Raw genomic sequence first — 14,545 nt, forward strand, 5'->3', positions numbered from 1 at the left:
AGCCATAATGCAACCTGCGGGTGAACGGAATCTAAATAGCAGGCTAAGCAAATTCCCTCAGTCGCCGCGTGCGATCTCGCGCCGCTTCACCAGTTCGCGCACCAACAGCATCAGCGCCAGCCAAGCCAGCGCCACCCCAGCCAATATGGCCGAGGTCCAGATCCCGTCGCCGCTGACCGCCGTCATGAAGGATCCGCCGAAGAAGGCGACCAGCGCGGTCTTCGGCAATACGCCCAGCGCGCACCCCGCCAGAAAGCCCGGAAATGACGCCCTCGCCGCCCCGAACGCCATGTTGACGACGATGAATGGCGCAGACGGCACGTTGCGGATCATGAAGCTGGCGTAGAAGGCGTTCTTGCCGACGAACCGCGTCAGCCGCCCGACCGTCTTGCCGCCGTGCCGCGCCAGCAGCCGCGCCGTGGGTCCGCGTCCCAGCCAGTAGGTCACGCCCGCAGACACGACCGTCGCGATCCAGCTGTAGAGGAAGCCGAACCACGGCCCGAACGCCACGACGCAGGCGGCGATCAAGATAAACTGCGGCGCGCCGAAGAAGGCCGAGACTGTGAACACCACGATGGCGGCCACCAGACCCCAAGGCCCCTGACGAAACCCGCCCAGCCAGTCTTCCAGCCGCCCTTCGGCCTCTAGCCCCAACTGGCTCTTGCCCACGGCGAACAGGGCGATCATCGCGCCCAGCAGCAGGGCCGTCGCCAGCACGGCGCGCCAGCGACGCGCCTCCATGTTCGACAGGAAATCGATGATCCAGCGCATCAGAGCCGCCGCTTATCATCCCATCTCTGCATTAGCGAGCATCAGCGCATTGTCCCGAGGGACGACGCCGCGTAAACAACCCCGCCTCCCCGGCAAAAACTTCCAAAACCACGGGATAGTTCATGTCCAGCCTGCAATCTTCCGCCCTCGCTCGCGTCAAGCCCTCGGCCACCATCGCCGTCACCGCGCAGGCCCGGAAGCTGAAAGCCGAAGGCCGCGACGTGATCGGCCTGGGCGCCGGCGAGCCGGACTTCGATACGCCTGAAAACATCAAACAGGCGGCGATCGACGCGATCCGCCGCGGCGAGACCAAATACACCGACGCGGACGGCATGCCCGAGCTGAAGGCGGCCATCGTGGCCAAGTTCAAGCGCGAGAACGCTCTCGACTATACGGCGGCCAATATCCACGTCGCGCCGGGCGGCAAGCCCGTCATCTTCAACGCCCTGGTCGCCACGCTGAACCCCGGCGACGAAGTCATCGTGCCCGCCCCCTACTGGGTCAGCTATCCCGACATGGTGCTGCTGGCCGGCGGCGAGCCCGTGACCGTGGTTGGCGAGGAGAAGGACGGTTTCAAGCTGCTGCCGGCCGTGTTGGAGGCCGCGATCACGCCCCGCACCCGGTGGCTGATCCTGAACAGCCCGTCCAACCCCACCGGCGCCGCCTACACCCGCGCCGAGCTTGAAGCCCTGGCCGAGGTCCTGCGTCGTCACCCCCACGTGTGGGTGCTGACCGACGACATGTATGAGCACCTCGTCTACGGCGACTTCGAATACACCACCATCGCCCAGGTGGCGCCGGACCTGATCGACCGTACCCTGACGGTCAACGGCGTGTCCAAGGCCTACGCCATGACCGGCTGGCGCATCGGCTACGCTGGCGGCCCCAAGCCGCTAATCGACCTGATGCGCAAGGTGGCCAGCCAGACCACGTCCAACCCGTCCAGCATCAGCCAGTGGGCGGCTGTCGAGGCGCTGAACGGCCCGCAGGAATTCATCCCCGAGCGCAAGGCCGCCTTTGAAAAGCGCCGCGATCTGGTCGTGTCGATGCTCAACCAGGCGGCTGGCGTCACCTGCGCCACGCCCGAGGGCGCCTTCTACGTCTACCCGTCGATCGCCGGACTGATCGGCAAGACGACGGAAAAGGGCGTCGCCATCGACGGCGATTCCACCTTCGCCGCGGAACTGCTAAACGCCGAGGGCGTCGCAGTCGTTCAGGGCGAGGCCTTCGGCCTCAGCCCCTATTTCCGCATCAGCTACGCCACCTCGGACGCCGTGCTGGAAGAAGCCTGCACCCGCATCCAGCGCTTCACGGCCTCGCTGCGCTGATCGATCCAGGGCGGAGGTTTTAGGCCTCCGCCCGCCATCCGATCCTATTTGCTGGGCTGCATATAGACCACGCGGCAATCGCCATCGATCGTGGTGTAGCGGTTGTTCGACGCATCGACGAACGAGATCCGGCCGCCGTCGTCATATTCGACCTTGCCGGTCGAGCGTCCCTTGAAATTCTCCACCCCATAGGTCCAGCAGGTGATGTCCGCCGGCTTGTCGCCCCAGGTGGCGTCGTTGCGCGCCCGCTTGCTGTCGGTGCAGGCGGAAAGTCCGCCGGTCAGGGCGAGGGCAACGGCGGTATAGACGAGCGCTTTCATAGCGCTCAGCCTTGCACGGACGCCGTTCAAGGAAAAGGCCGCCCCGGCGATGCCGGGACGGCCTAACTTTCCACGCCGGCGCTCGACCTACGGCCGGCTGGCCATGCCCAGCTTGACCGGCTTGGCGTCGTCAGCCAGGGCGCCGCGCTTGACGCCCCACAACAGGATGATCGGCGCGCCGACATAGATCGACGAATAGGTGCCGATGATGATGCCGAACATCAGGGCGATCGAGAAGCCGAACAGGGCCTCGCCGCCGAAGATGGCCAGGGCCGCCAGCACCATGACGGCGGTCACGCCGGTGATGATGGTCCGCGACAGGGTCTCGTTCAGCGACAGGTCGATCACGTCGCGCAGCGGCATGGTCTTGTACTTGCGCAGGTTCTCGCGAAGGCGGTCGAAAACGACGACGGTGTCGTTCATCGAATAGCCGATGACGGTCAGGACGGCGGCGACCATGTTCAGGCTGAACTCCAGCTTGAACAGCACGATCAGCCCGAACGTCAGGATCACGTCGTGCAGCAGACCGACCACGGCGCCGAACCCGAACTGCGGCTCGAACCGGAACCAGATGTAGAGGAACATCAGGCCGATCGCGACGCCCAAAGCCAACAGCCCCGAGGTGAACAACTCGCCCGACACCTTGGAGCCGACGACGCTGACGCCCGAATAGTTGACCTGACCGACCGCGCCGCTGATGGCGCCCTCAACCTGATTGACCACCTGGGTCTGATCGCGGCCTTCCGGCACCTGGAAGCGAAGAATCGCGGTCGAGCCGTCATCGACATTGGTGTCGCGACGCGCAATGCCCTGGACCTGAACATCGCCCAGGTTCAGGCCGTTCACGGCCTCGCGGACCCGATCCAGCTCGATCGTCTGACCCGCAGGCTTGGACACTTCCATCGAGGCGCCGCCCCGGAAGTCGATGCCCATGTTCAGGCCGGGATAGAAGCAGGCGATGATCGACGCGACGCACAGGATCACCGACAGGACGCCGGCGAACCGCGCATATTTGACGAAGTGGAAGTTCGTCTTCTGCGGCAGCAGTTTGATGAGGGGCCATCCACGCATCGCCATCACTCCGCGATCGGCAGTTTTTTGGGCTTGGCCGTCTTGAGCCAGTAGCCGAGCAGGACCTGGGCGACCAGGACCGAAGAGAAGACCGAGGTGAACACACCGATGGTCAGGGTCCAGGCGAACCCGCGAACCGGGCCTTCGCCAAACACGAACATGATGCCCGCCGCGACCAGGGTGGTCAGGTTGGCGTCGACGATGGTGCCCATGGCCTTGTTGAAGCCGGCGTCCATCGAGGCGATGACGCTGCGGCCCGCACGGGCCTCGTCACGCATCCGCTCATAGATCAGCACGTTGGCGTCCACCGCGACCGCGAAGGTCAGGATCAGACCGGCGATGCCGGGCAAGGTCAGCGTCGCCTGGGTCAGCGACATGGCCGCCACGATCAGCACGCCGTTCAGCACCAGGCCGACCACCGACACGCCGCCGAACAGCAGGCCGTAGGCCAGGATCATGAACAGCACGATGATGGCGAAGCCGACGGCGGTCGACAGGGCGCCGGCCGCGACCGCGTCGGCGCCCAGTTCGGCCGTCACGGTGCGGCGCTCCTCGACGTTCAGCGGCGCCGGCAGGGCGCCCCCGTTCAACAGGTTCACCAGCGTCGAGGCTTCCTGGATCGTGAAGTTGCCGGTGATCTGGCCCGAGCCCGAGGTGATCGCGCTCTGGATCGTCGGGGCCGAAATGACCTTGCCGTCCAGGATGATGGCGAAGGGCTTCTGAAGGTTTGCGGCGGTGGCTTCGCCGAAGCGGCGTGCGCCGGCGCCGTCGAAGCGGAAATCGATGGCCGGGCGGCCGCTCTGGTCCGAACCGACGCCGGCGCGGGTCAGGTTCTCGCCCGACACCAGCACGCGCTTCTTGACCAGATAGGGCGTGCCGTCCTCGCCTTGCAGCAGTTCGGAATCGGGCGGCACCCGGCCGGCCAGGGCGTCCTGGACCGAGTTCTCGACATCGACCATCTGGAAGGTCAGCTGCGCCGTCTGGCCGATGACTTCTTCCAGCTTGCTCGGATCGCTCTCGCCCGGCGCCTGGACCACGATCCGGTCGGCGCCCTGGCGGGTGATGGAGGGTTCGCGTGTGCCCAGGCTGTCGATCCGGCGGCGCACCACCTCGATCGACTGGTCCACGGCCGTCGCGCCCATGCCGTTCAGCGCGGCGTCGGTATAGGCGAAGCGGATGCGGTTGTCGCCCAGGCGCGTCGCGGTGCGTTCGGCCTGGCCGCCCGGTCCGACCTGACCGCCCAGTTGTTGCAGCGCCTTGAACGCGGCATCGCCCTGGGCCGGATTGGCCAGGGTGACGACCACGCCGCCGGCTTCACGCTGGAAGCCGTTGGTGGCGACGCCGGCGCCGTTCAGCGTGACCCGAACGTCTTCGATCAGGTTGGTGACGCGCTTTTCGCGCATCGCCGGCACATCGACTTCCAGCAGCAGATACGAACCGCCCTGAAGGTCCAGCCCCAGGTTCAGCTTGTTCTTGGGCATGAAGCCGGGCAGCGCCTCGCGCTGCTGATCCGACAACAGGTTCGGGAACGCCAGCAGACAGCCGAGAACGGCCGAGACGACGACGAGAATGACTTTCCAGCGCGACAGCTGAATCATGAGGGCGGTCCAGGTATCGGCGGATACGCGAGCGTATCAGGCCTTGGAATCGTTGGCGGCGATGGCGGTGCGGTTGCGCACCTCGGCGATCATGGCCTTGACCACGCGCACATTGACGCTGGGCGCGATCTCGACGTTGACCTCGGCCTCTTCGACGCGGGTGACCTTGCCGATCATGCCGCTCCCCAGGACGACGGTATCGCCACGCTTGACGGCGGCGATGGCGGTCGCGTGCTCCTTGGCGCGCTTCTGCTGCGGACGGATCAGCAGGAAGTAGAACAGGATGAAAATACCGATGATGGGCGCAAACCCGATCAACTGCGCCGTCAAGCCGCCTTCAGCGCCCATGGGTCGTCTCCGAACATAGAAGGGTAGCCCTCGTCGGCCCCCCATTAAAACGAGGCGCGGAACCTAGGGCCGCGCCTCGCAGATTGCAACGCGGCGAAAGCGCTACCTGGGCAACACTGTCAAAGGATCGACGGCGACCGGATCGTCGCCGCGCATCTGACGGGTCTCGAAGTGGATCGAGGGGCGTCCGTCGCCGGCCGTCAGACCCACGGTGCCGATCTGCTGGCCCGCGCGCACGTCGTCGCCGTCCTTGACCGTCGCCGAACCCAGATGGCCGTAGACCGTGCGCCAGCCGTTGGCGTGTACGATCAGCACCGTCAGCCCCTGCCCCACCAGATCGCTGCCGACATAGGCCACGCGCCCGGCCGCAGAGGCGCTGACCGTCGCGCCGGCCGAGGCGCCGATGTTGATGCCGTTGTTGCGCTCGCCCATGCCGACCGGGCCGAAACGCCGCACGATGTCGCCGCGCACGGGCCACAACAGGTTCGGCTGACCGGCAGCGGCGCCGGCGGCGTTGGTCTGTTCGACAGGCCGCGTCTGGACCGGCAGCGCCGCATTGCCCGAGGGCGGCGGCGGGGGCGGCGGCACGGCGCCGTTGTTGGGCACCAAGACGCCGACGGGCGAAGCGCCGGTCGCGTAAGGGTCGCGGCCGGTATCCACCGCCGCTTCAGGCAGGATGATTCGCTGGCCCGTCGTGATCGCCCCGCGCGGTCCCAGGCCGTTCAGATCGATCAGTGTCTGCACCGGGGTCTGGAAGCGGCGTCCCACGCCCGAGATCGTGTCGCCCGGCTGGATCACATAGGCCGCGCCCGGACGCACCGGGGCCGACGACGACGGATAGGACGGCGGCGTATAGGCGGGCGGCTGCGACGCCGGCGGCTGATAGGTCGGTTGGCTCGGACCGACATTGACCGTCGGCGGCAAGGCCCCGCCCTCCACCTGGCCGATCGGCGCGGTCGCGGGCGGCGGCGATTCATAGGGGGCCGGCCGATAGGGCTGGTTCGAATTCTGACCGGCGTTCGGATAGGGCGGCTGCTGCGGATAGGCGCCCTGCCCCGGACCATAGGCCGGCGCCGGATTCGCATGCGTCGAATAGCGCGGCTCCGAAGGATAGCTGATGCAGGCCGCCGTGCTCAACGCCGCCCCCGCGACCAGAACCGCTCTCATCCAGCCCGAAATCATCGCCACCGGCTGCTCCCATTCGTGGTTAAATTCGCCCGCCCGGTGTGCCCGCTCGCGCCCCATAAGCCAACCCCGCAATCATCGCGGAATTGGGGCGCGAAGGTTAACGGCCGTGGCTTAGAAGTTAACATCCACACTTAGGCGTCGGTTCAGTTGCTCCCGCACATCGACGGCTGTGGGCCTGGCCAGAGCCCGCGTTCCGTAAGGCCTCATCTCAATTCTAGCAGGGTCCAAACCGAGCGCTACGAGCTCAGTCGCCATAGACTGGGCGCGTCTCGCGGAAAGCTCGTCGCTGAACTCCTGCCCTTCTGCCGTGTCCATATGAGCAGCGATCACCACCCGATAGCTGTCAGGCCCATAACGCTGGACATAGCCGGCCACCTCTCTGGCCGTCTGATATCCCTTGGGTGAGAGATCGGCTTTGCCATAGGGAAAATAGTCTAGGAACTGATGCGCCATCGCCGGAGACGACAAGGCGATGGTGGAAAATGCAAAGAAGGCAGGCAGCCATTTCATTTCGTGACGTTCGCCCGAAAGCGCTGTCGAAACAAGTCATCCCTCCTTCGCCGTCCCCTCGACCAGGGGAACGAACCGTACCTCGGTCAGGCTTTCGCGGTGGAACGACCCGTCTCCCTGCCCGACGTAGCGATGCAGCATCTGCACCGACGTGCGTCCCACAGGCGCGACCAGCACCCCGTTCGGCTTCAGCTGTTTCAGCAGTTCGGTCGGCTCGGTCGGCGACGCGGCCGTGACCATGATCCGGTCGAACGGCGCCTGTTCGGCCCAGCCCAGGCCGCCGTCGCCGTGCTTGGTGATGACGTTCTCGATCTTCAGCACCCGCAGTCGTGCTTCGGCCTCGACCAGCAGACTGCGATACCGCTCCACCGAATAGACATAGCGCGCCAGCCGGCTCAGCACCGCGCACTGGTATCCGCTACCCGTACCGATCTCCAACACCCGGTGACGCGCTTGCACCTCCAGCGCCTGGGTCATCAGTCCGACGATATAGGGCTGGCTGATCGTCTGGGCGCAGTCGATTGGCAGGGCCTGATCCTCCCACGCCTGATCCAGGAACTTTTCGTGCACGAAGACCGCGCGGTCGATGCTCTCCATCGCCTTCAGCACGCGCGGGTCCGTGACCCCCTGCTGCCGCAGCGACAGGATCAGCCGCCCGGCCCGGTCGTCGTGGAGGTTCATGCGGCAGTCGCCACGCTCTTTGGCGGCGCCCCGCCCAGCACCTTCTTCAGGTCATGCACGCTGGTCATGTGCGTCAGGTCGATATGCAGCGGCGTGACCGAGATCCGCCCCTCTTCGATGGCCCGCAAATCCGTGCCCTCGGCATGCTCCTGCTTCTCGCCCCGGAAGCTCATCCAGTAATAGTCCCGCCCGCGCAGGTCCGTGCGCCGCACCGCGTGCATCTCGCCGACGTTGCGGAAGCCCTGAGTCGTCACCTCGACCTGATCGACCGCTTCGGGCGGCCGGTTGGGGAAGTTCAGGTTCATCACCACCCCGTTCGCCCATTTCTGGTCCAGCAAGCGACTGATGATCGCAGGCGCAAAGGCTTCCGCCGTCTCCCAGTGCGCCACCACCTCGTCGTGGAACCGCTCCAGGCTCTGGCTCAGGGCGATAGAGCGGATGCCGAACGCCATCCCCTGCAAGGCGCCCGCCACCGTGCCGGAATAGCTGACGTCCTCGCCGATATTGTGCCCGCGATTGACGCCCGACAGCACCAGATCGGGCTTCTCCGGCATCAGGTCATTGACCGCCAGCACGACGCAGTCGGTCGGCGTGCCCGTCACCGCGAACCGCTTCTCGCCCAGGTTCAGCACCCGCAGCGGCTCGGTCAGGGTGATCCCCCGCCCCTTGCCCGACTGCTCGACGGCGGGCGCACACACCCACACGTCGTCGCTCAGCGTGCGCGCAATCCGCTCCAGGCATTCCAGACCTTCGGCCTCGATGCCGTCGTCGTTGGTCAAAAGAATACGCATATTGTCTTTCGTCATCCTCCGGCGAGCGCAGCGAGACCGGGGGACCCAGCGGCGCCGAAGGCGAAATGGTTTGGCAGCAGGATGCCGGAAGATTGGATTCGCGACAGGTTCGCGCTTTCGCGCGCCGCTGGGTCCCCCGGTCGCTTCGCGCCGGAGGATGACGAAAGCGAGGCGTCACCCCACATGCGTCAACCCGCCCATATAGGGCTGCAACACCGCCGGCACGGCGATCCGCCCGTCGTCCTGCTGATAGTTTTCCATGATCGCCACCAGCGTCCGGCCGACCGCCAGGCCCGAGCCGTTCAGCGTATGGACGAACTCGGTCTTTTTCTCGCCGGCGCGCTTGAACCGCGCATCCATGCGCCGCGCCTGGAAGTCCCCGCAGTTCGAGCAGCTGCTGATCTCGCGATAGGTCCCCTGGCTGGGCAGCCAGACCTCCAGGTCGAAGGTCTTCTGCGCCGAAAAGCCCATGTCGCCCTTGCACAGCAGCATCCGCCGGAACGGCAGCTCCAGCGCCTTCAGCACCGCCTCGGCGCAGGCCGTCATCCGCTCGTGCTCGGCGTCTGAGTCTTCCGGCCGTGCGATGGACACCATCTCGACCTTCGAGAACTGGTGCTGGCGGATCAGCCCGCGCGTATCGCGCCCCGCCGACCCCGCTTCAGCCCGGAAGCACGGCGTCAGCGCCGTCATCCGCATCGGCGTGGCGAGGTCGTCCTCGGACAGGATGGTTTCGCGCACGAGATTGGTCAGGGAGACTTCGGCGGTGGGGATGAGGAACAGCTTGAGATGTTCGCTGACCTCTCCATCAAATGTTTTTCTCCAAGAAGGCAGAAGTCGAGTGAAAGTCTCCTGCAACATCTCAAGAGTCGCACCTTCCGGAAGGCCACGCCGAGCCCCTTCGAACCCACCTTTGATTAACTCATCAAACATCGAGTCGGCATCGGATTTGCTCCGCGTCGTAGAGAACAAATCTTCTTCGAATTTTGGAAGCTGGCCTGTTCCATACATCGTCGAATTTCGCACCAGCAACGGCGGGTTCACTTCCAGATAGCCGTGCTGGTCCGTCTGCATATCCAGCATGAACTGGCCCACGGCCCGCTCCAGCCGCGCCAACTGCCCCTTCAGCACCGCGAACCGCGCGCCCGACATCTTGGCCGCCGCCTCGAAGTCCAGCATGCCCAGGGCCTCGCCCAAGTCGGCGTGGTCCTTGGCCGGACCGGTGCGACGCGGCTCGCCGCAGGTCGAGACCTCGACATTGCCCGCCTCGTCCTCGCCGTCCGGCACATCCTCGGCCGCCAGGTTCTTCTGCGCCGCCAGCAGGTCGCGCAGTTCCTTGCCGACACGCGCCTCGACCTCGGCCGCCGCCGCGATATCGCCTTTCAGCGCCTCGACCTCGGCCTTCAGCCGGTCGGCCTCGGCCATGTCCTTGCGACCCATGGCGGCGCCGATCAGCTTGGAGGCCGCATTGCGCTTGGCCAGGGCGTCCTGCCCCGTCGTTTGGGCGTGACGCAGTTCGCCGTCCAGCCGCAGGATGTCCGCCACCAGCCCATCGGCCTCGTCCACCCCGCGCGACGACCAGCCCGCCACGTAAACCTGGGGGTTCTCGCGAATGGCTCTGATGTCGTGCATGGTCTGAAACTTCGGCTGGGCGGGAGAAGCCGAACGCTCTACCCGCCCACGCGGAATCGGGCAACGCGAGAAGCTTAATGTCTCCTCCCCATGCAATGGGGAGGGGGACCGCGAAGCGGTGGAGGGGTTCTAGACGCCGCTTGAACGCCGGTATCCGCTGAAGAGCCCCTCCGTCTCTCCGCTACGCTTCGAGCCACCTCCCCATGAGTGGGGAGGAGACGATGCCCAGCCATCGCAATGCCGCTGGTCCATCCGCAGTGATTTCAACCGCTTGCCAATTTATGTCGCCCGTCTTCCATCCACGGGGTCAAACGGCCCCATAATGCCCCCGTCTCGTCGCATGGAGGGCTCGCCTGGCCTGCGACCTTGCGGCGGCGAGAGCGGAGGAAACGGGGGCGATGGTGAAATCCCATCGCGGCGCCGGGGCTGATCGGTCGGGGAATCGCCCCGGCGTCCGCAGTCGCGTCGCAGGGTCGAGGGGGATACTCGGCCGCACTCGGGACGGTCCTCGCAGGGACCGCCGACCCGTCGCAGGCTTATGGGGTTAGGCGATAAGACCGCCACCGCTCGGCGCCCCGAGCTTGCAGGCCAACCTTCCGCGCGGAGCGTCACACCCTTCGTCGAAACGGTACTTACAAACTCACACTCCGGGCGAAGGCCCGGCGCTCCGCCCAGCCCTCCAGACTTCGCTGCGCCCGCGCGAAGGCGCCGTCGCACGTCCAAACATCCCATTCACCCGCCCCAGAATCGCGCCTACAAACGCATCATGGCCACGCTTCGCCCCGACACGCTGGCGACCTCGCTCGCGCGCATCTTCGAAGGTCGCATGGTCGACCGGGCCAGCTGGTTCGCGCTGACCGGCGGCGAGCCGCTGTTCACCGAGGGCGATCCCGCCGACACCCTGTATCTGGTCCGGTCCGGCCGTCTGGGCGTGTTCCGGATGGAGGCGGATCAACCGCCGCACATGCTGGGCGTGGTCAAGGCGGTCGAGCCGGTGGGCGAAATGGCCATGCTGGCCGGCACGCCGCACACCGCCACCGTCGTCGCCCTGAGGGACAGCGAGATTCTGGCCCTGCCGCGCGAAGCCTTCTTCGAGGCCGCCCGCACCGAGCCGGACCTGATGGTCGAGCTGTCGCGGCTGATGATCCACCGCGCCCGCGAACGCACCGCCGGCGCATCCGAGCCCAGCGTCTTCGGCTTCGTCTCGGCCCGTCCCCGCCCCATCCGCGCCTTCGTCGAACGCATCGGCGCCGCCATCCAGGCCATGGGCTTCACCTGTCAGGTCATCGACCAGTCGGCCCTGGCCTCGGCGTCCGAATGGTTCAGCCGGGTGGAGGGCGACCACGACTACGTCCTCTATGTCGCCGAACAGGATCAGCCCGCCTGGGCCAGTCTGTGCGCGCGTCAGGTGGACCGGATGTTCATCGTCGGCAGCGGCCTTCTGGCGCCGCCGTCCGCCGTGCCGCGCCGCCAGGGCTTCGGCGACGGCCGCCGCCTGACCGACCTGATCCTGTTGCGCGATCCGCGCATGCATCATCCGGCCAACACCCGCGTCTGGCTGGATGCGTTGCAGCCCGATCGCTGGTTCCATTGCGTCGAGGGGCTGGCCAAGGACGCCGAGCGGATCGCCCGCGTCGTCACCGGCACGGCGGTCGGCCTGGTCCTGTCCGGCGGCGGCGCGCGGGCCTATTGCCACATCGGCGCGATCCGGGCGCTGGAAGAGGCCAAGGTCCCCATCGACTTCGCGGGCGGCGCCTCCATGGGCGCGGTCGTCGCCGCCGGCCCGGCCCTGGACTGGTCCTTCGAACGGCTGGATTTCGAGATCCGGCGCGCCTTCGTCGAGTCCGATCCGCTGTCGGACCTCGCCGTGCCGATCATCGCCATGTCCCGCGCCCGCAAGGTCGCCCGTCTGCTGGAACAGGCCTACGGCGACATCGACCTGGCGGACCTGGCCCTGCCCTTCTTCGCCGTCTCCTCGAACCTGACCTCGGGCCGGATCGAGGCGCATCGCACGGGCCTGATGCGTCGGGCCATGCGCGCCTCCATCGCCATTCCCGGCGTCCTGCCGCCGGTCGTGATGGACGGTCAGGTGCTGGTGGACGGCGCCGTGCTGAAGAACTTTCCCACCAGCGTGATGCGCCAGCTGAACAGCGGCCCGATCATCGGCGTCGACATGTCCCAGACGCGCGGCGTCGATCCCCAGGCGCTGGAAAATCCGCCGTCCTGGTGGAAATGGGTCCTGTCCGGAGCCTGGAAGGCCGGCCCGCCCATCGTCTCCATCCTGATGCGTTCGGCGACCATCACCACCGACGCCGAGATGACCCAGTCGCGCGCCGACGCCGACATTCTGGTCCTGCCTCAGGTCGCCGGCAGCGACATTCGCGACTGGAAGACCTACGACGGCCCCGTCGCCACAGGCTATGAGGCGATGAAGGCCGCGCTGGCCGAACTGACGGTCCCCGTCACCCACCTGCGGCGACGAGTTCCGGTGCTTTAGGTCAAAGCGGCGCGCAGGCCCGCTTCAGCCAGTCCAGCGCCTCGCCATCCATCAACGGCCCGACCTTGGCCAGTGTTTCGGCGTGATAGGCGTCGACATAGGCCCGCTCGTCCGGCGTCAGCATCTCGACCGCGATCAGCTTGCGGTCGATGGGCGCGAACGTCAGCTGCTCGAACCCGTGCATCGGGCGCTCGCCGCCCTCGGGGACCACGGCCGGCGTCACCACCTGCAGGGTCTCGATGCGGATGCCCCAGTGGCCTTCGCGGTAATAGCCGGGCTCGTTGGACAGGATCATCCCTTCCAGCAGCGGCTGGGACGTGCCCCATTTCGCGATCCGCTGCGGCCCCTCGTGGACTCCCAGATAGCTGCCGACGCCGTGGCCGGTGCCGTGATCGTAATCCAGCCCCGACGCCCACATCGGCGCCCTTGCAATGGCGTCCAGCGCCATGCCGCTGGTCCCGGCCGGGAAGCGGATCGTCGCCATGGCGATATGCGCCTTTAGCACCAGGGTGAACTTGTGGCGCTGGTCCTCGCTCGGCTCGCCCACCGCCATGGTGCGGGTCACATCGGTCGTGCCGTCCAGATACTGACCGCCGCCGTCCACCAGCAGCAGCGAGCCCTTCTCCACCTTGCGAATGCTGGCGCCCACCGGCTTGTAATGCGGCAAGGCCCCGTTCGGCCCGGCCCCGGCGATGGTGTCGAAACTCAGGTCCTTCAGCGCCCCGGTCTCCTCGCGAAATCGCTCCAGCGCCTCGACCACTTCGCGCTCGTCCGGCAGGGTCTCCTGCACCTCGGTATCGACCCAGTGCAGGAACCGGCTCAGCGCCGCCCCGTCGCGGATATGCGCCTGACGGCTGCCCTCGATCTCCACCGCATTCTTGGCCGCCCGGGGAATGGCGCAGGGGTCCATCGCCCGCACCACCGTCGCGCCTGCCGCGTCCAGCCGGTCGAAATACCAGGCCGAGGACAGCGACGGATCGATCATGACCTTCTGGCCCGACAACCCGTCCAGCGCAGCCGGCAGCTGCTCGGTCGCCTCGATGCGAACATCGTCGCCCAGCCAGCCCGGCAGGGCATTCGTGACCTTGGCCGGATCCAGGAACAGCCGCGCCTTGCCGTCCGCCGCCAGGATGGCCTGGCCGATCGGCAGAGGCGAACGGATCACATCCCCGCCGCGCACATTGAACAGCCAGGCGATCGACATCGGCGCCGTCAGCACCACCGCGTCTGCGCCGGCGTCAGCTACGGCCTTGCCGATCCGCGCCCGTTTCGACGCGTGGCTTTCGCCGGAATAGACGTCCTCGTGCGGTACGACCGGCGCCGTCGGCTGGGCGGGACGATCGGCGCCCCAGGCCAGATCCAGCGGATTGGCGTCCACGGCGCGCAACTCGGCCCCCGCCTTCTGCGCCGCCGCCTTTAAGGCGACCAAGGCATCCGGGCTGTGCAGACGCGGATCGTAACCGATCACCGCCCCCTTCGCCGCCGTCTCGAGATAAGCCGCCACGTCGTTGAGGTCGCGCCGCTCGAACAGGGCCGGATCGGTCTGGGCCTTGACCTGAACGGTGTAGCGACCGTCGGTGAACATGCTGGCGCGATCCTGAAACACCACCGCCGCCCCGGCCGAGCCGGTGAAGCCGGTCGCCCAGGCCAGGCGCTCATTGGCGTCCGGCAGATATTCGTTCTGATGCTCGTCCTCATGCGGGATCAGAAACCCGTCCAGCCCCTGCTTGGCCATTTCGGCGCGCAGCAGCGGCAGGTGCTTGGCCCCGAAGGACGGGTCGGTCGTCTCATCGAAAGTCTGGCGCATTATCGA

General features: G+C 66.8%; 13 protein-coding genes. 2 read left to right on the top strand and 11 right to left on the bottom strand.

Features of this window, described 5'->3' with window-relative positions:
* Positions 1-57: 57 nt before the first annotated feature.
* Positions 58-771 carry a TVP38/TMEM64 family protein gene (locus E7T10_RS10375; RefSeq protein ID WP_137721728.1) on the bottom strand — a complete coding sequence of 238 codons (714 nt, stop codon included), beginning with the start codon at positions 769-771 and terminating at the stop codon, positions 58-60.
* Between the two features lie 122 nt (positions 772-893).
* Here E7T10_RS10375 and E7T10_RS10380 point away from each other — a divergent pair, with 122 nt between their 5' ends.
* A complete protein-coding gene (locus tag E7T10_RS10380; protein WP_137721729.1) occupies positions 894-2,099 on the top strand; it encodes a pyridoxal phosphate-dependent aminotransferase in 1,206 nt (401 codons plus the stop codon).
* Between the two features lie 44 nt (positions 2,100-2,143).
* Here E7T10_RS10380 and E7T10_RS10385 read toward each other — a convergent pair whose 3' ends face one another.
* From E7T10_RS10385 to serS, 9 genes are all read right to left on the bottom strand, one after another.
* Complete coding sequence (locus E7T10_RS10385; RefSeq protein ID WP_017504798.1) at positions 2,144-2,419, bottom strand: hypothetical protein; 276 nt, start codon at positions 2,417-2,419, stop codon at positions 2,144-2,146.
* An 87-nt stretch (positions 2,420-2,506) separates the two neighbouring features.
* Positions 2,507-3,496 carry a protein translocase subunit SecF gene (gene secF, locus E7T10_RS10390; protein ID WP_137721730.1) on the bottom strand — a complete coding sequence of 330 codons (990 nt, stop codon included), beginning with the start codon at positions 3,494-3,496 and terminating at the stop codon, positions 2,507-2,509.
* Positions 3,496-5,088 carry a protein translocase subunit SecD gene (secD, locus tag E7T10_RS10395; RefSeq protein ID WP_137721731.1) on the bottom strand — a complete coding sequence of 531 codons (1,593 nt, stop codon included), beginning with the start codon at positions 5,086-5,088 and terminating at the stop codon, positions 3,496-3,498. The genes secF and secD overlap by 1 nt, the downstream gene beginning before the upstream one ends.
* A gap of 36 nt (positions 5,089-5,124) precedes the next feature.
* A complete protein-coding gene (yajC, locus tag E7T10_RS10400; protein WP_017504795.1) occupies positions 5,125-5,436 on the bottom strand; it encodes a preprotein translocase subunit YajC in 312 nt (103 codons plus the stop codon).
* A 102-nt stretch (positions 5,437-5,538) separates the two neighbouring features.
* Complete coding sequence (locus tag E7T10_RS10405) at positions 5,539-6,618, bottom strand: peptidoglycan DD-metalloendopeptidase family protein (protein WP_137722610.1); 1,080 nt, start codon at positions 6,616-6,618, stop codon at positions 5,539-5,541.
* Positions 6,619-6,735: 117 nt separating this feature from the next.
* Positions 6,736-7,134, bottom strand: coding sequence for an OmpA family protein (locus E7T10_RS10410; protein ID WP_137721732.1), 399 nt, complete (start codon positions 7,132-7,134; stop codon positions 6,736-6,738).
* Positions 7,135-7,170: 36 nt separating this feature from the next.
* Positions 7,171-7,815, bottom strand: a complete 645-nt coding sequence (locus E7T10_RS10415) for a protein-L-isoaspartate(D-aspartate) O-methyltransferase (protein ID WP_045810751.1) — start codon at positions 7,813-7,815, stop codon at positions 7,171-7,173.
* Complete coding sequence (gene surE / locus E7T10_RS10420) at positions 7,812-8,606, bottom strand: 5'/3'-nucleotidase SurE (RefSeq protein WP_137721733.1); 795 nt, start codon at positions 8,604-8,606, stop codon at positions 7,812-7,814. Before surE ends, E7T10_RS10415 begins: the two co-directional genes overlap by 4 nt.
* Before the next feature lie 174 nt (positions 8,607-8,780).
* Positions 8,781-10,235 carry a serine--tRNA ligase gene (serS, locus tag E7T10_RS10425; RefSeq protein WP_137721734.1) on the bottom strand — a complete coding sequence of 485 codons (1,455 nt, stop codon included), beginning with the start codon at positions 10,233-10,235 and terminating at the stop codon, positions 8,781-8,783.
* Between the two features lie 766 nt (positions 10,236-11,001).
* Between serS and E7T10_RS10430 the strand changes: the two genes are divergently transcribed.
* Entirely contained in the window at positions 11,002-12,732 is a 1,731-nt protein-coding gene (locus E7T10_RS10430) for a patatin-like phospholipase family protein (RefSeq protein WP_137721735.1), read from the top strand.
* Between the two features lies 1 nt (position 12,733).
* Here E7T10_RS10430 and E7T10_RS10435 read toward each other — a convergent pair whose 3' ends face one another.
* Complete coding sequence (locus E7T10_RS10435) at positions 12,734-14,539, bottom strand: aminopeptidase P family protein (protein ID WP_137721736.1); 1,806 nt, start codon at positions 14,537-14,539, stop codon at positions 12,734-12,736.
* Between the last annotated feature and the right edge of the window lie 6 nt (positions 14,540-14,545).

The sequence above is a fragment of the Brevundimonas sp. SGAir0440 genome, from assembly GCF_005484585.1.
Taxonomy (GTDB): Bacteria; Pseudomonadota; Alphaproteobacteria; order Caulobacterales; family Caulobacteraceae; genus Brevundimonas.